12 protein-coding genes and 1 tRNA gene are annotated in these 16,905 nt (G+C 41.6%); 9 read left to right on the forward strand and 4 right to left on the reverse strand.

Annotated elements, in window-relative coordinates; genetic code table 11:
• Nucleotides 1-476 precede the first annotated feature (476 nt).
• A complete protein-coding gene (locus PR709_RS00280) occupies nt 477-743 on the reverse strand; it encodes a hypothetical protein (protein WP_272570681.1) in 267 nt (88 codons plus the stop codon).
• A gap of 172 nt (nt 744-915) precedes the next feature.
• Nucleotides 916-990: transfer RNA gene (locus PR709_RS00285), tRNA-Arg, on the reverse strand.
• Between the two features lie 538 nt (nt 991-1,528).
• Here PR709_RS00285 and mlaA point away from each other — a divergent pair.
• Nucleotides 1,529-2,281 (forward strand): phospholipid-binding lipoprotein MlaA, encoded by a 753-nt coding sequence (gene mlaA / locus PR709_RS00290; RefSeq protein ID WP_036940944.1) that lies wholly within the window; start codon nt 1,529-1,531, stop codon nt 2,279-2,281.
• A 918-nt stretch (nt 2,282-3,199) separates the two neighbouring features.
• Here the strand turns inward: mlaA and fadL are convergent.
• Nucleotides 3,200-4,531, reverse strand: a complete 1,332-nt coding sequence (gene fadL, locus PR709_RS00295; protein WP_102780937.1) for a long-chain fatty acid transporter FadL — start codon at nt 4,529-4,531, stop codon at nt 3,200-3,202.
• Between the two features lie 352 nt (nt 4,532-4,883).
• On the opposite strand from fadL, the gene PR709_RS00300 reads away from it, so the two are divergent.
• From PR709_RS00300 to sixA, 4 genes are all read left to right on the forward strand, one after another.
• Nucleotides 4,884-5,180, forward strand: a complete 297-nt coding sequence (locus tag PR709_RS00300; protein ID WP_004921249.1) for a YfcZ/YiiS family protein — start codon at nt 4,884-4,886, stop codon at nt 5,178-5,180.
• Nucleotides 5,181-5,566: 386 nt separating this feature from the next.
• Nucleotides 5,567-6,886, forward strand: a complete 1,320-nt coding sequence (fadI, locus tag PR709_RS00305) for an acetyl-CoA C-acyltransferase FadI (RefSeq protein ID WP_004921245.1) — start codon at nt 5,567-5,569, stop codon at nt 6,884-6,886.
• Nucleotides 6,886-9,075 carry a fatty acid oxidation complex subunit alpha FadJ gene (gene fadJ / locus PR709_RS00310; RefSeq protein ID WP_154598967.1) on the forward strand — a complete coding sequence of 730 codons (2,190 nt, stop codon included), beginning with the start codon at nt 6,886-6,888 and terminating at the stop codon, nt 9,073-9,075. The genes fadI and fadJ overlap by 1 nt, the downstream gene beginning before the upstream one ends.
• Before the next feature lie 424 nt (nt 9,076-9,499).
• Nucleotides 9,500-9,985, forward strand: a complete 486-nt coding sequence (gene sixA, locus PR709_RS00315; protein ID WP_004921240.1) for a phosphohistidine phosphatase SixA — start codon at nt 9,500-9,502, stop codon at nt 9,983-9,985.
• A 97-nt stretch (nt 9,986-10,082) separates the two neighbouring features.
• Here sixA and smrB read toward each other — a convergent pair whose 3' ends face one another.
• Nucleotides 10,083-10,625, reverse strand: coding sequence for an endonuclease SmrB (gene smrB, locus PR709_RS00320; protein WP_004921238.1), 543 nt, complete (start codon nt 10,623-10,625; stop codon nt 10,083-10,085).
• A 243-nt stretch (nt 10,626-10,868) separates the two neighbouring features.
• Here smrB and hutI point away from each other — a divergent pair, with 243 nt between their 5' ends.
• The 4 genes from hutI (at nt 10,869) to hutH (ending at nt 16,827) form a co-directional block, all read left to right on the forward strand.
• Nucleotides 10,869-12,107 carry an imidazolonepropionase gene (gene hutI, locus PR709_RS00325; RefSeq protein ID WP_014656290.1) on the forward strand — a complete coding sequence of 413 codons (1,239 nt, stop codon included), beginning with the start codon at nt 10,869-10,871 and terminating at the stop codon, nt 12,105-12,107.
• Between the two features lie 365 nt (nt 12,108-12,472).
• The gene (gene hutC, locus PR709_RS00330; RefSeq protein WP_004921235.1) at nt 12,473-13,216 is read left to right on the forward strand and encodes a histidine utilization repressor; all 744 of its coding nucleotides are present in this window, start codon (nt 12,473-12,475) and stop codon (nt 13,214-13,216) included.
• 380 nt (nt 13,217-13,596) lie between these two features.
• Nucleotides 13,597-15,282 (forward strand): urocanate hydratase, encoded by a 1,686-nt coding sequence (gene hutU / locus PR709_RS00335; RefSeq protein WP_004921233.1) that lies wholly within the window; start codon nt 13,597-13,599, stop codon nt 15,280-15,282.
• Between the two features lie 12 nt (nt 15,283-15,294).
• Complete coding sequence (gene hutH / locus PR709_RS00340; protein WP_004921231.1) at nt 15,295-16,827, forward strand: histidine ammonia-lyase; 1,533 nt, start codon at nt 15,295-15,297, stop codon at nt 16,825-16,827.
• The last annotated feature ends 78 nt before the right edge of the window (nt 16,828-16,905 follow it).

Genomic DNA, 16,905 nt, shown 5'->3' on the forward strand with positions numbered 1-16,905 from the left:
TCATTTTGATATATTAAATGGAATTAAAGAATATTTTCATTCATTTATTGAGCGCTAAATGAAATTAATTGTTATTTTAACTCGGAATATGTTTGGAATCTAACTTAAACGGGTAATGGATGTCACAGTGCTGGGATTTAGTTAAAGCAATGTGGGGCCTTGAATAACATGCCTTTGAGGAATCAATCGCTTTTTGATGGGGGGCTTGATTAATGTTGTCTATTAGCTATGGTGGCTAATAAGTGACTTTGAGATGAAAACCTTTTACACGCGCGCAAGCAACAAGGAACAGTGTTAACTTATTCATGACGAGATGAAACCGGAAAAGAGGCCGAAAGTAAAATACAGGCTTGACGTATAAAAAATGGTTTAGAGGGCATTAGCAGGCAAGTTGATTACTATTGTTAGTGCCTAATGTGCTAATACGCTATGCGGTGATGTAAAGCCGACAAAACACAGCCAATGCCGCAGTAATGCTAGATAATTGATAGCATGAAGAGCTGAACAGACTTAGCCACATTAGGGCATTGATACTCAATGTTGATTAATGGTGTACAAGAGAAAATCATTGCTGCTATAGGGTAACGAACAGAATTTGCCAGAGCAGTTTCAGTTTTGTCGTGCAGCAAGACACGCAAAACTAATGTCAGGATATAACTTGATAGTATGAAGTTTTTCTTTTTATCGAGTCTATTAAAACTTTGCGCCAGTGGACGATACATTAAAACATCAACCATCATCATCGGTTTGTTTATAGGCGTTATCTTGGAATTACGTTTAGTTTCATTGGGGTAATAAAAGTGTGTGAGACCCCATATTCCCCTGAGAAATATTTATTCAGTTTAGTATTATTTAACTCAACGGACAGGTAAAGCAGGTTTTTAGTGGGAGGATAGCGGGTTTATTGGCTTACAGTGGCGTCCCCTGCAGGAATCGAACCTACAACTAGCCCTTAGGAGGGGCTCGTTATATCCATTTAACTAAGGGGACATAAATTATGTTACAACGTCCGGCATTCTACTTCTGACTTCTAATTGAATCAAGTTGTTACGTGGAATTTCTTTTATAAAAGAGTAATAAACTATAGTTTTAGGTGATCTTTTGCGCGATATGTTAATGAAACTATAAAAACACGTAATGTTATTATTGAGGGTAATTATGGCGTGAATTGCTCATCCTATGCAGGGATAAGCCGTAAATCGAGATTCGCATTTTTGATGAGTAATGCTAAGTAAACTCAGTGAGCGCCGATGTTTATCGCTTATCTTAAAAAGCCCATTCTAAGCCTCGTGAACACTGTACTGTTTATTACTCCATTGTAACGGATACAGTTAGCCAATCGTGCATTTGATCACTTTTCTTATAAAAACAATATACTTAATAATGTATACTTAGCGTTATGGTTGCTTGGTCATATTGAGCACTCAAATTGGTTAACAATTATATTTATTTGGTTTTAATATAAACGCATTGGTTTATAATTTGAATTGAAGTGCCATGGCTGGTGGTACAGGGAATGGAGAGTATTATGAAGTTTCGCATGAGTGGCGTTCTTCTTGCGGGGGTTTTGCTTGTTGGGTGTTCAAGCTCAATTAATCCTGAAACTCAGGAGCGCTCAGATCCGCTTGAAGGTTTTAACCGAGCGATGTTCAATTTTAACTACAATGTGTTAGATCCCTATATCTTAAGGCCGGTTGCCGTTGCTTGGCGCGATTATGTACCTATGCCTGCACGAAATGGTTTAACGAACTTCTTTGTCAACCTTGAAGAGCCAGCCAGCATGCTGAACAGCTTTTTACGAGGTGAAGTCAGCCAAGGGTTTAAACACTTTAACCGTTTCTTCCTTAACACCGTCTTTGGTGTTGGAGGACTCATTGATGTAGCTTCAATGGCTAACCCGCAGTTAGCAAAAGAAGATCCTAAACGTTTTGGTAACACATTGGGTTACTATGATGTAGGTTATGGTCCTTATGTGGTGTTACCTGGTTACGGTAGTTTTACACCACGTGAAGAGGGCGGTAATTTAGTTGATGATCTTTACCCAATGTTGAGCTATCTGACATTCTGGATGTCGGCAGGTAAATGGGCCTTAGAAGGCATCGAAACGCGTTCCCAGCTACTCGATTCGGATGGATTGCTGAAAAATTCGTCTGATCCTTATTTGTTGATGCGCGAAGCATATTTCCAGCGAAATGATTTCTTATCAAGTGGTGGGGAGTTAAAAGCGACGGTAAATCCAAATGCCTCAGCTATCGAAGATGATTTAGATTCTATCGATTAATGACAGGAAGCTATCACTCTCTTTTGCTATGTATGGCATCAGAGAGTGATAAGAGTATTATTCATTGCCTCGTTTTCCTCGAGAAGTGATTGCATCAATCAGAGCAATAACACCTAAAACACCAATAAAGCCAACCGTAAACAGTGTTCCCATAAATACCTCCTCTCTATATCGTCATATTAACCTCTTTAGAATTAACGGTTAGCTTACGATTATTGCTTAAACGTTAATTTATTTTTCCTATATGCTAGCGGCGCTACGCCGAACCAGACAATGACTACATTGTACTAGACGTAGTGACAAGAACATGCAGGGTGTGTGATGTTATGAAAATGAATTGCAAAACTATTTACAACGAAGTGATCGAGAAAGAAGAAATTGAAATAGTTTTACAGTGATAAGCCCGATAAATCATTAGTTAATACTAAGATAACATTCAAGCCACAATTTAATTTATAGATTTACAGGGATAAAAGTCAAGAGCACTTCAGGTCTGAACGGCCTCAAACTCACTTTTAGGAGGATTTAAAGTAGTGTATTTTTCTGTTTTAATAATTAATGGTTACTTATTATCAAGAAAATCGAATGTAAATTAGTTAATTATTTTGTAAAAAGGTAAATTTTTGGTGTGAGAGTTTTTATTTCTGCTTGTCCGTGTTTTCGGTTTATTGCAGCTACGACATATAAGATGGAGACAGTAACTAGGTTAACACTCTTTTTTATCCTTTTAGGACTAAAAAGAGAGATTGGTGCCAATTAAAATGAGTTATCGTTTTCATTAATGACGTTCAGAAGATAATGGGAGAATCATTTTAACGATTATGTTCCTTAAACAAGAAACCCCATGTAGAAAAGCATGGGGTTAGCTAACGGTTTGGCAGAGGGATCATCCCCTGTTATTTATTTGCATCGACACAATTAGAATGTGTAGTTGAAGTTCACACCATACAACCAGGCTGACCCTTCAGATTTAAACTCATAAGCAGGAAGTGGCAGTGCGTTAGTTTCTACTAGCTTCTCAGATATGTTGACTTTTTTACCGTACATATAAGAAATACCCAAGTCTACAGAAGCATTTTCATTAAATGCATAGGTTGTACCCGCACTTAACCAATAGCGATCTTGGTCTGGGATGGAAATTGAACGGTATTTTGTCGGTACAGGGCTTTCGTCATAGGCGATACCTGTACGGAATGTCCAGTTATCATCATAGTAATAGGTTGTACCTACTGCGAAACGCCAAGCATCTTTAAAGTTTTCAGCCTTGTGGAATAATTGCTTTCCATCACTACTACGATATGCTGTTAAATCTTTGAATTCACTCCAGCCAGTATAAGCTACGCTGTAGTGCAATGCCCATTTTGGAGCAACTTTATGGTAACCTGAGAACTCCCAAATATCAGGAAGGTTTAGGTCAAGCTTACCTTTGATTTTTTCACCATCAGTGCCGACAATACCAGCGCCATTAAGGTAAGGGTTATTACTTGGAAGGTCATTTGAGTACTTACCATCTTTAAACTTGACGGTAACTTTAGAACGATAGGTTAAACTAAAACGGTTATCTGGATTGAGTTCGTAGAGGATACCTGCGTTCCAGCCGTAGCCCCAATCATCGCCTGTCAGTTTTGCCATTGTGGTACTAGCAGGAATAGGTGGTAATCCAAGTTTTGGTGTTAATTTACCTAAATCACCTGCATGGCGAGTGATTTCAGCATCGGCATAAACCGCATTGACACCTAAACCAAAACTAAAGTTATCATTTAAACGATATGCACCACTTAAATTTAAGTTGGCTGTTTTCAGGTCAGTTTTACCGCCAATAGGGCCTGCTGCATAGTTTTTACTAAAGTCAGTTGCGAGGCCAAAGTTGGTGGTCATTGATGTACCTACCGCCCACTTATCATTGATAGGGAAAATGAAATGCGCGTTAGGCACGAGAGCGCTTGGTGCAATATCATTTGCGGTTAAGTTACTGCCTAAAGGAGATGCTCCACGCCCTTTAATATCAACACTTGGGTCAATATAAACTGCACCGACTGAAATGGCTGGGCGATCAAATAACATCATTGCAGCAGGGTTACGACTACCTTCACTTGCGTTGTCACCGAGTGCGCCGGCTCCCGAAAATGCACGTCCGAGCGCAGATGTGGAATATTCATTAAGCAAAAAACCAGCGGCGCCCGCATTAGATGAAACTATTGCCACTGCTATTGCTAAAGCTGATCGAGTAAATAGGTTTTTCTGGCTCATGACCAAAACCCTCTTGTTTATTATGTATATTAGGCGACTTCTATCGCAAGAAGCGCAGAATTGTAGGGTCGCTTGCCTCTATGACAAATCAGACCAGTTACTAGAGTATAGGTCTGACCACCTCATATGTTGCAAGCATGTTTTTCGTTTATATACAAATTGTTTTCAAAATTGCGATGTATTTAACAAAATGGCAACATCCGTTGGGCGTAATTCTGTCATTGATGAGTATTTATGGGGTTAGATCAAACTTATCTCAGATAGTCAGGGAATAGGCTTGATATACACTGGTTTTTCTCTCTTTTTCAGCGTTATGATAGCAACTTAACAGTTTGTTGATTTGGAGAGTAAAATGACTGATGCGATTAACCGTTGTAGCGCGGAAGAAACTGCTGCTTGCTGCTGTGTAGATGTGGGTACAGTTTTAGATAATAAAGATTGCACTGCATCGTATCAGCATGTTTTCGCGAGCCATGAAGAAGCGGAATCTATGTTGAAACAGCTAACTGAAAAGGCCAAATCTGTTGAGTCAGAACCTTGTGCTATCGACCATTCCATCACCAATGTTGAAGGTGGTGTTGAGTTGTCTGCAAACTTTACTTTTAGTTGTGAAGCAGAAAGTCTGATTTTTCAATTAGGCTTACGCTAATCAAACAACTGATTAACTCTTTATCTCCTTCACTATAGTCTAATTGCGCTATAGTGAAGGTGTTTTTCTATTTAATTCCCTTTATTTTCTGCTCAACTCTTTTCTGCTTTCATTAATATTCATTAAGTTGTGTGCAAGCTCGCATTTTCTTAATGTCGCTATTTTCTGAATGTAACGTTTATGTTAACAATATTAAACAGGTCAGACCTCTTTAGCGAGGGTCAGTTAGCCACAAGCACTTTTTTAACAGGTTACGAGAATCGGTTAAATATAAATAAGTTACACCTATTATTTTAAAGTGCGGGTTTCACTTGTGGCTACAGAAACCAGCATGAAAGGTTTAGAGGTCATAAAAAACGGTTTATCACTTTTTAGCAGGAGCTACCATGAATCAACTTTCCCATCATGGCGAAAGCACTTATGCAGCAAAAGAGAGGATAGCAATTATTAGCGGCCTCCGTTTACCTTTTGCCAAGCAAGCCACAGCATATCAAGGTATTGCTGCGGTTGATCTGGGAAAAGCTGTTGTTGCAGAACTGCTAAGTCGAAGCGGTATTGAAAAACAACTTATTGAACAGCTGGTGTTTGGGCAAGTGGTACAAATGCCAGAAGCCCCGAATATTGCGCGGGAGATAGTGCTCGGTACAGGTATGAGTGTCTCGACGGATGCCTATAGTGTTTCTCGCGCTTGTGCGACGAGTTTCCAGGCTATGGCAAATATTGCTGAGAGTATGATGGCTGGTCATATCTCAGTTGGTATTGCTGGAGGTGCAGATTCATCTTCTGTATTACCTATCGGGGTTTCCAAGAAACTTGCAGCAACGCTTTTGTCATTAAGTAAAGCGAAGTCATTCGGGCAAAAGCTTTCATTGATGTCGAAATTACGTCTAAAAGATCTGTTACCTGTCGCACCCGCCGTTGCAGAATATTCGACAGGTTTACGGATGGGGGATACGGCGGAGCAAATGGCGAAAACGTATCACATCACTCGTGAGCAGCAAGATGAGCTTGCGCATCGCTCACATCTGCTCGCGACCAAAGCTTGGGAAAGTGGTGTTTTGGAGCAAGAGGTGATGAGTGCTTACATGCCGCCATTCAAACAAGCCTTCACTCAAGATAATAATATCCGTACAAATTCAGTTTTATCTTCTTATGCAAAGTTAAAACCTGCATTTGATCGTAAACACGGTACGGTGACGGCAGCCAATAGTACACCACTGACCGACGGGGCGGCCGCCGTGCTAATGATGACGGAATCTCGTGCTAAAGCATTAGGTTATACCCCGTTAGGTTATATACGTAGCTTTGCTTTCTCTGCTATTGATGTTTGGCAAGATATGCTGTTAGGCCCTTCTTATGCGACACCAATAGCGCTTAAACGTGCGGGGTTGACGCTACAAGATTTGACATTAATCGATATGCATGAAGCTTTTGCCGCTCAGACGCTAGCGAATCTTAAACTCTTTTCTAGTCGCCAATTTGCTCAAGAAAAATTGGGGTTATCAAAAGAAATTGGTGAAGTAGATATGGATAAGTTCAATGTGCTTGGTGGGTCTATTGCTTATGGTCATCCATTCGCTGCAACAGGAGCGCGTATGGTGACACAAACACTGCATGAATTACGTCGCCGAGGTGGTGGGTTTGGTTTAACAACAGCATGTGCTGCTGGTGGGTTGGGCGCTGCAATGATTTTGGAGGTGGAATAATGACGCACCATTCAGAAACAGGGGTTCAAGCAGGCCTCGTGCATGAAGCTTTTCGCCTTGAAGTTCATGCCCAAACAGTGGGGGTCATTTTCATTGACGTACCAAATGAAAAGGTCAACACATTGAAGGCTGAGTTTGCACAACAGTTCCTCTCTATTTTACAGCAAGCACAGTCGACACCTGGTTTAAAAGGATTGGTGATCACCTCTGGGAAAAAAGACAGTTTTATCGCGGGCGCGGATATTAGCATGATTGCTAACTGCCAAAGTAAAGAGCAAGCCAGTGAGTTATCTCGAGAAGGGCACCTGCTTTTCGAAAAGCTAGAAAACTATCCTTTACCTATTGTTGCGGCAATCCATGGAGCCTGTCTCGGTGGTGGGTTAGAACTTGCATTAGCATGCCATGTCAGAGTGTGCTCGAATGACGATAAAACGCGTTTAGGCCTACCTGAAGTCCAATTAGGCTTACTTCCCGGCTCAGGTGGAACCCAACGTTTACCAAAATTAATTGGCATACCAAATGCACTGGATATGATGTTAACGGGTAAACAGTTACGCGCGAAACAGGCACTAAAAATGGGGTTAGTGGATGATGTCGTGCCTGAAACCATTCTGTTAGATGTCGCTATTGCAATGGCGAAAAAAGGTAAAATCCAACGCGCGCCTATTCATTGGCAACATCGTTTATTAAGCAGTAATTTATTACGTAATAAAGTCTTTTCCAGCGCCAAACAAACCGTAATGCGCAAAACGAAAGGCCATTATCCTGCTCCAGAGAAAATTATTCAGGTTGTCAAAACAGGGGTAGAAAAAGGGGCTAAAGCCGGATATGAGGCAGAAGCCAAAGCGTTTGGCGAGTTAGTGATGACACCAGAGTCAGCCGCACTAAGAAGTTTATTCTTTGCGACAACGGCATTAAAAAATGAAACGGGCTCTAGTGCAAAACCACTCGCATTTAAGCAGATTGGTGTGTTAGGTGGCGGTTTAATGGGAGGGGGGATTGCATTTGTCACCGCAATGAAAGGTGATCTTCCTGTCCGTATTAAAGATATTAATGAGAAAGGCATTACCCATTCACTGCGTTATAGCTGGGATCTATTAACGCAAAGAGTTAATAAAAGGCGTATGCTTGCTCGCGAGCGTAATGCAGTGATGGCAAAAATATCGGGCACGCTAAATTATCAAGGGTTTGAGCACGCTGATATTGTGGTTGAAGCTGTCTTTGAAGATCTCTCACTAAAACGAAAGATGGTTGCAGAGGTACAAGAGGTCACCCACGGGAAGGCGATTTTTGCCTCGAACACCTCTTCATTACCTATTCATCAAATCGCTGAAAATGCAGCTCATCCTGAAAAAGTGATTGGCCTACATTATTTTAGCCCTGTTGACAAAATGCCACTGGTTGAAGTGATCCCTCATCAGCAAACAGATGCAGAAACCATTGCGACGGTGGTGGCTTTTGCGAAACGCCAAGGTAAAACGGCCATTGTTGTGGGGGATGATGCAGGCTTTTATGTGAATCGTATTTTAGCGCCTTATTTGTGTGAAGCGGCTGAATGTTTAATGAGTGGCGAATCAATTGAACATATTGATAGTGCGCTTGTTGATTTTGGCTTCCCTGTTGGGCCATTTAACTTATTAGATGAAGTCGGTATTGATGTCGGAACTAAAATTTTACCTATTTTAGTCAATCGCTTTGGTGATAGGTTTAAGGCTCCTGAGCTTCTGGATAAAGTGAATAAAGACGACCGTAAAGGCAAGAAAAATGGGAAAGGCTTTTATTTGTATGGGCATCAACCCGCATCTAAATTGATGTTCTGGAAAAAATCTAAAAAGCGTCAGGTAGATAGCAGTATCTATTCATTAATCGGTATTCAGCCACAAAATCATTTGAGCAAAATTGATATTGCTGAACGCTGTGTGATGTTGATGCTCAATGAGGCTGTTCGCTGTTTAGATGAGAATATTATCCAAAATGCACGAGATGGGGATATTGGCGCGGTATTTGGTATTGGCTTCCCGCCATTCTTTGGTGGGCCATTCCGATATATGGATAACTTAGGTATTCAAAAAACAGTAGATACGATGAATCAGTTAGCTGAGCGTTACGGTGATAAATTCCGCCCTTGTGAACGCTTGTGTCAGATGGCACAAACAAATGAAACCTTTTTTCCAGCAAACAAAAGTTGAGTATTGTGAAGCCACTTTCAAGCAGCCATAACGGTGGCTTCTTTAATTAACAACCTGAAATACCACTTAGCGTACAACTGTGTATTTTAAGGTACGATGATGTAACCAAAAAGCCTGATGTATTTGCTTTAATATAGCAATCATCGGGTTTTTTATTGATTGAAAATAGAAAAAGTTAGATGGCCTCTAATGTAGTTAATTGGTAGGTCAGAGGGGCCGATGGGAGCGGGAGCAATAAGGTAATTAGGCCACTGCTGCATGCTTTTCAGACAAAATTAAACGCAAAAAATTACTTAAATCATTTTATTTGTCGGTAGTTTGATGCAGAATCACTTTTCGCCCCACTGATGGTGACTCTGACAATAAATTATTTTAACAAAAAGATTAGCCAGTGTTATTTGCTAGGCTACTCAGATGGTGGATTATGCAAGTTTATATTATGCGTCATGGTGATGCCGCACTACAGGCCGCAAGTGATGCGGCAAGAGCGTTAACTCAAAAAGGGAAAGATGATTCGGTATTGATGGCTCAATGGTTGAATAAACGTCATCCAGAGATTGATCATGTCCTAGTAAGTCCTTATCTTCGAGCAGAGCAAACACTACAAACTGTCCGTGAACATCTTAGCCTACCTGAACAAGCTACGGTAATGGAGATGTTAACACCCGGTGGGAATGCGGCATTTGTGGCAGATCATATTCGTGACCTAGCAATAATGGGAGCGAATGCCGTATTGGTGGTGTCTCATCTACCTCTTGTCGGGTATTTAGTTTCAGAGTTATGCCCTCATGAAGCCCCTCCGATGTTTATCACTTCTTCGATTGCCTGCATTGAAATGGATGTGAAGCACCATAAAGCCCATTTAGATTGGATGCTCAGCCCAGCTCAATTACTCTCAGTCAATCAGTAATGGCGACCAGTTAGCCCCTAGGGGCTTTTAAACGGTCTGTTGTCGTGATGAAAAATGGCTAACGTTGTATTGTGTAATATGAAGACGCTGAAAATTGCTAGCGCCTAATGTGTTCTTGAGTTTCAATTAATAAGAGTAGTGACGCATTCCCGCCCCATTCTTTAGGTGCTTGATGAAAAGCAAGAATATCTGGGTGTTGGGCTAACCACAGTGGCGTTTGCTGCTTTAAAATATGCTTACCATGGCCGTGCATAATGCACGCACAAAAGACATTTTCGCGTTTACATGCGGCAATCAGCGCCCCAATTTCCTGTTTCGCTTCTAATTGCGTTAAGCCATGCAAATCAAGAAAAAGTTCAGGAACATAATCGCCTCGACGCAATTTTTTCAGTTCGTAAGGGCTAGAGCCGGGTTTCAAATAGCGAGTTGGGCCTTCATCTTCCAATTGAGGTTGAAATTCATCTGAAAAATAAAATGAAGCATCGATTTGTTCTTGTTGGACTTTTTTACTTGAAGGATGAGTGACTTTTGTTCGCACAGGAGTATGCAAGATTTGATCTTGTGCTATCTTTTTTGTGCCGCGAATAGCTTCTTTAAATAGATGAATGTCATCTTTGTCTAATTCAAATTTATTTTTCATTCGATTAATTATCTTAGCTAGCTGTTTAATTATCTTTTTCAGATAGTACTTATCTACATTAGTGTAACCTATTTTTGATGACGAAGGTTATAGCTGTGGATTATAAGATTTAACTAACAAAATTTTAACGTTATGGGCAGTTTACATTGACAATTGTAGCTGTATTGACTAATTGTATATACATATATATACCTGTTATCTATTGCAGTGGTAAATGTACTTATTAAACCCATAGGATCTGTTATGTCATTTAAAACACTTGCTCATGATGTCGTCTGGCGAAATGGCCGCATTGCTACAATGGATCTGGGATCTAACGTGGCATATGGACTCTTAGAAAATCACGATATGGTCACGCGAGAGAATAAGATCGTGGCGATTGAACCAAAAGGTGAGTTAGATACAGCTAATTGTAAAGTAGTGGATCTAGAAGGGCGCTTAATTACACCAGGTTTAATTGATTGCCATACGCATTTGGTTTTTGGTGGCAATCGTGCGGCCGAGTGGGAGCAGCGGATGAATGGTGTCTCTTATGAGACTATTAGCCAACAAGGTGGTGGGATTAACTCTACTGTACGTGCCACGCGAGCGTTAAATGAAGATGAACTCTATCAGGTTTCACAACCGCGATTAGAGGCGCTGATCCGTGAAGGTGTCACAACCATTGAGATGAAGTCAGGCTATGGCTTGGATTTGAAGAGTGAGCAAAAACAGCTCATGGTTGCCAAAAAATTAGCCGAAGCATACCCAGTAACAGTCAGTTCAACTTTGCTATCAGCGCATACGGTACCGCCTGAGTATAAAGATAAAGCTGATGAATATATTGATCTAATTTGTACGGATATTATGCCAACATTGTGGCAGCAAGGGTTATTTGAAGCCGTTGACGTCTTTTGTGAGACGGTGGGCTTTTCGCTAGAACAGAGCCAAAAACTATTTGCAGCCGCACAAAAATTGGGGATCCCAGTCAAGGGGCATGTTGAGCAGTTGTCCAACCTTGGAGGCAGCGAACTGGTTGCTAGTTATCGGGGGTTGTCGGTTGATCATATTGAGTATCTTGATCTTAATGGTATTCGTGCACTAAAAGAGAGTGGAACAGTAGCCGTTTTACTTCCGGGCGCCTTTTATTTCTTGAGAGAGAAAAAATTGCCACCTATAGAACTGTTGCGTGAACATCAAATACCAATGGCGGTATCAACGGATTTTAACCCTGGCACAAGCCCTTTCGCTTCACTACGTATGATCATGAATATGGCTGCTGTACTATTTAGATTAACACCTGAAGAAGTATGGGCTGGAGTTACTTGTCATGCTGCGAAAGCATTAGGTCGCGAGGCAAGCCATGGACAGCTTAAGGTCGGCTATCAGGCTGACTTTGTGGTTTGGAATGCGGTTGACCCCGTTGAGATGATTTATGAGCAAGGTAGCCAGCCATTATATATGCGAGTTTATCAAGGCAATATTAGTCATCATAACTCATAAGTGAATTAAAGTATCAGATAGTTTGCACGCTGGTGGAGTAGGAACGGGATGAGAATATAAACCGTTCCTTCAAATAGAATAATGTCGATAAAATCAGCTGATTATTAGTTATTTTTGTTAGAAATTCATTAAATCATAAAATTCCTATTGTTTGGTGTTGCCAACATTATCAATTTGTTGTGTGGTAATATATGCCGTAAGGGGTTTTTGTTAGCCTTTAATTGGTAAATAGACTTGTAGGATATTTACAGAGGGTTAAGTTTTATTTGCGACTGTCAGAATATCCGCTATTTGATAGCACAACTTAATAGTATAACGGTAACCCTAAGTTTTTACTTTAAGGGTTTGGCATTTTACTTTTTAAAATGGAAACGATTGTGACAGCAGAAAAAAAAGGTAATAGAGACAACCCGATCCCGCTCTATTTGCAAGTAAAACAGTTAATAACAGAAAAAATCCATACAGGTGAGTGGCAGGCGAATGATCGTGTTCCCTCGGAATCTGAATTGGTCAAACAATTCGAATGTAGCCGTATGACGGCAAATCGTGCATTAAGGGAGCTGACAGCAGAAGGGCTGTTAGTCAGGGTTCAAGGGGTCGGTACATTCGTCGCAGAGCCAAAAGGCCAATCAGCGCTATTTGAAGTTCATAGCATCGAGTCCGAAATTCTGGCAAGAAATCATCAATATAGCTGTAAAATTATCAAGCTAGAAGAGGTTGCTGCATCGGTTTCGTTGGCTGCGGAATTGAATATCGCCCCTGAAACAAGGGTATTCCATTCAATTATTATTCATTACGAAAATGATGTACCAGTGCAAATTGAAGATCGGTATGTCAATGCGCTAGCGGCTCCTGATTATCTACAACAAGACTTTTTGACCATCACTCCTCATGATTACCTTTCTATGGTGGCGCCATTAACAGAAGGTGAGCATATCGTTGAGGCCATTGAAGCCGATGAGCGCGCTGCTAAATGGCTGAATATTGCGTTAGGCTCTTCTTGCTTATTAATTTCAAGACGTACATGGTCCCAATCATTTGTGGTGACTAGCACGAAATTATTATTTCCGGGGCATCGCTATAAATTGAAAGGGCATTTTACCTCTTAGTATCTCAAGGCAACGCTATTTTATGGGGTTGCTTTCCTAGCGTATTTTATCGAATAAATGTTGAAAATCACGTCTATATTGACCATGAGTAGAGGGTTTATCTTAATCTCATGGTGAATTTTGATATTTCCCGCTAAAACCCTTGAAAGATGTGAATTAATTGTAAATTTAATGTGATCTCACTGGCAGATTTAGAAGAAAATTTAACCACCAATTTGATGTGGTTTTTTTATAATCCATTGAAACATAATATGTAATTATTATTTATCTGCATTTCATTCTCAATTTTGATGTTAAATAGGGTATTGATTGTACATGTATATACAACTATACCTATATAAAGACGTTATCAGTACAAGCTGAATCTATCGAAAGAGGGTATGAATGTGACAACGATAAATAATAAATACAGAAATGGTGATATCAGAGCACCACGAGGTAACACTCTCAGCGCGAAAAGCTGGTTGACTGAAGCCCCTTTACGTATGCTGATGAATAACCTAGATCCTGATGTTGCTGAAAATCCACATGAACTGGTCGTTTATGGCGGTATTGGTCGTGCGGCACGTAATTGGCAGTGCTATGACAAAATTGTTGAAACACTTAAAAATTTAGAGAGTGATGAAACTCTACTGGTCCAATCTGGCAAGCCCGTTGGCGTCTTTAAAACCCATGAAAATGCCCCTCGCGTATTAATCGCAAACTCAAACCTTGTACCACATTGGGCTAACTGGGAACACTTTAACGAATTGGATGCGAAAGGGTTGGCAATGTATGGCCAAATGACGGCGGGTAGCTGGATTTACATTGGTAGCCAAGGCATTGTTCAAGGGACTTATGAAACTTTCGTTGAAGCAGGGCGCCAACATTATAATGGTGACTTAACTGGGCGCTGGGTACTCACGGCAGGGTTAGGCGGTATGGGCGGGGCGCAGCCGTTAGCAGCAACACTCGCGGGTGCCTGTTCACTGAATATCGAATGTCAACAAAGCCGTATTGATTTTCGCTTGCGTACCCGTTATGTGGATGAGCAAGCGACCGATCTGGATGATGCATTGGCGCGTATCAAAAAATACACCTCGGAAGGGAAAGCTGTATCAATCGCCTTATGTGCTAACGCGGCTGAAATCTTACCAGAGTTAGTGAAACGTGGCGTTCGCCCAGATATGGTTACCGACCAAACGAGTGCTCACGATCCTCTCAATGGTTATTTACCTGTTGGGATGAGTTGGGAAGAGTATCGCGAGCGTAGCGTGAAAGATCCTGAAGGCACAGCGAAAGCAGCAAAAGCATCGATGGCTGAACATGTTAAAGCGATGCTCGCCTTCCAAAAACAAGGCATTCCAACATTTGATTATGGTAACAATATCCGTCAAATGGCCCTTGAAATGGGCGTCAAAAATGCTTTTGATTTCCCAGGGTTTGTACCTGCTTATATTCGCCCATTATTCTGTCGCGGTATTGGTCCTTTCCGCTGGGTGGCGTTATCCGGTGATCCTGAAGATATTTATAAAACAGATGCAAAAGTAAAACAGCTTTTACCTGACGATAAGCATTTACATCGTTGGTTAGATATGGCGCGTGAACGTATCAGCTTCCAAGGCTTACCCGCACGTATTTGTTGGGTTGGCTTGGGGGATAGGGCGAAATTAGGTTTAGCTTTTAATGAAATGGTAAGAAGCGGTGAAGTTTCAGCGCCGATCGTGATTGGTCGAGATCACCTTGATTCAGGATCAGTTGCTAGCCCAAACCGCGAAACAGAAGCGATGAAAGATGGTTCAGATGCCGTCTCTGATTGGCCTTTACTGAATGCCTTATTGAATACAGCAAGTGGAGCAACATGGGTTTCATTACACCATGGTGGAGGGGTCGGTATGGGCTTCTCTCAACATTCAGGGGTGGTGATTGTGTGCGATGGCACTGATGAAGCTGCTGAGCGGATTGCTCGTGTTCTACACAATGACCCTGCGACAGGTGTCATGCGCCACGCTGATGCGGGTTATGATATAGCGATTCAGTGCGCACAAGAAAAAAATCTTAACCTACCGATGTTAAAAACACGCTAAGAGGAGCCGGGCATGACTAAGTTAACTATCCATCCAGGAAAAATGTCACTGAATGATTTGCGTATTGTGCTTGCACAGCCTGTAACGGTTGCTCTCGATAAACGCTCTCATTTGGCAATCGAAAAAAGTGTGGCAACGGTAAATAAGATTATTGCTGAAGATAAGACGGCATACGGTATTAATACAGGATTCGGTTTATTAGCCAATACCCGAATCGCTGCAAAAGATCTGCAATCGCTGCAACGCTCTATTGTGATGTCACATGCAGCGGGCGTGGGTGAACCGCTTGATGACGAATTGGTTCGTCTGATTATGGTTTTAAAAATTAATAGTTTAGCTCGTGGCTTCTCTGGTATTCGATTAGAAGTGATTGAAGCCCTAATCGCGTTAGTGAATCACCAAGTTTATCCCTTTATTCCTGCTAAAGGTTCAGTTGGTGCTTCTGGTGATTTAGCACCTTTAGCGCATATGAGTTTGCTGCTACTTGGCGAAGGGAAAGCACGCTATCAAGGTAAATGGCTCAGCGCTAAATCGGCACTTGAAAAAGCAGGGCTAAAACCGTTGAAACTGGAAGCGAAAGAAGGTCTAGCACTATTAAACGGCACCCAAGTATCAACGGCGTTTGCGCTAAAAGGGTTATTTGAAGCTGAGAACTTGCTGCTAAGCGGTATTGTTTGTGGCTCTCTGAGTGTGGAAGCAGCATTGGGGTCACGCAAACCATTTGATGCGCGCGTCCACGAGGTGCGTGGTCAAAAAGGGCAAATTGATGTTGCAAGACTATTTCGTGAGGTGTTAACACCAACGAGTGAGTTGGCTCAATCTCATGAAAATTGCGTTAAAGTACAAGACCCTTATTCGTTACGTTGCCAGCCTCAAGTGATGGGGGCCTGTTTGACGCAAATTCGTCAAGCGGCTGAGGTAATTTTAATCGAGTCGAATGCTGTTTCTGACAACCCATTAGTCTTTACTGATAATGGTGACATTATCTCTGGCGGTAACTTCCACGCGGAGCCAGTGGCAATGGCTGCGGACAACATCGCGCTTGCTTTAGCCGAAATCGGTGCACTGTCTGAACGACGTATTGCGTTATTGATGGATACGCACATGTCTCAATTGCCACCATTCCTCGTTAATAATGGCGGGGTCAACTCTGGTTTTATGATTGCTCAGGTAACTGCGGCAGCATTGGCGAGTGAAAATAAAGCATTAGCACACCCATCCAGTGTTGATAGTTTACCGACCTCGGCAAACCAAGAGGACCATGTCTCTATGGCGCCAGCAGCAGGCCGCCGCTTGTGGGAAATGGCAAAAAATGTGACAGGCATTTTAGCCATTGAATGGTTATCGGCATGTCAAGGGATCGACTTCCGTGAGGGCTTAAAATCAAGCGAGGTATTAGAAAAAGCCCGTCACATATTGCGTGATAAAGTCGCGTATTATGATAAAGACCGCTATTTTGCCCCTGATATTGATGCGGCAATTCAGCTCATTACGGAACAAAAGCTATCAACATTGTTCCCTGAAAGCTCGGTTTTTCCTAAATAATACATCACGCAAATAATAAGCGGTCGGCAATGTATCGGCCGCTTGTAGTATTTATCTGCACGACCATTATTAAAAATA

This window comes from Providencia sp. PROV267, from assembly GCF_028477825.1.
GTDB lineage: Bacteria > Pseudomonadota > Gammaproteobacteria > Enterobacterales > Enterobacteriaceae > Providencia > Providencia stuartii.

Bases quoted from the DNA above. Each gene is read 5' to 3' on its own strand.
- sixA (WP_004921240.1), top strand. From the start codon at position 9,500: ATGCAAGTTTATATTATGCGTCATGGTGATGCCGCACTACAGGCCGCA.
- mlaA (WP_036940944.1), top strand. From the start codon at position 1,529: ATGAAGTTTCGCATGAGTGGCGTTCTTCTTGCGGGGGTTTTGCTTGTT.
- hutU (WP_004921233.1), top strand. From the start codon at position 13,597: ATGAATGTGACAACGATAAATAATAAATACAGAAATGGTGATATCAGA.
- fadI (WP_004921245.1), top strand. From the start codon at position 5,567: ATGAATCAACTTTCCCATCATGGCGAAAGCACTTATGCAGCAAAAGAG.
- hutI (WP_014656290.1), top strand. From the start codon at position 10,869: ATGTCATTTAAAACACTTGCTCATGATGTCGTCTGGCGAAATGGCCGC.
- fadL (WP_102780937.1), bottom strand. From the start codon at position 4,531: ATGAGCCAGAAAAACCTATTTACTCGATCAGCTTTAGCAATAGCAGTG.
- smrB (WP_004921238.1), bottom strand. From the start codon at position 10,625: ATGAAAAATAAATTTGAATTAGACAAAGATGACATTCATCTATTTAAA.
- hutC (WP_004921235.1), top strand. From the start codon at position 12,473: ATGGAAACGATTGTGACAGCAGAAAAAAAAGGTAATAGAGACAACCCG.
- fadJ (WP_154598967.1), top strand. From the start codon at position 6,886: ATGACGCACCATTCAGAAACAGGGGTTCAAGCAGGCCTCGTGCATGAA.
- PR709_RS00280 (WP_272570681.1), bottom strand. From the start codon at position 743: ATGATGATGGTTGATGTTTTAATGTATCGTCCACTGGCGCAAAGTTTT.
- PR709_RS00300 (WP_004921249.1), top strand. From the start codon at position 4,884: ATGACTGATGCGATTAACCGTTGTAGCGCGGAAGAAACTGCTGCTTGC.
- hutH (WP_004921231.1), top strand. From the start codon at position 15,295: ATGACTAAGTTAACTATCCATCCAGGAAAAATGTCACTGAATGATTTG.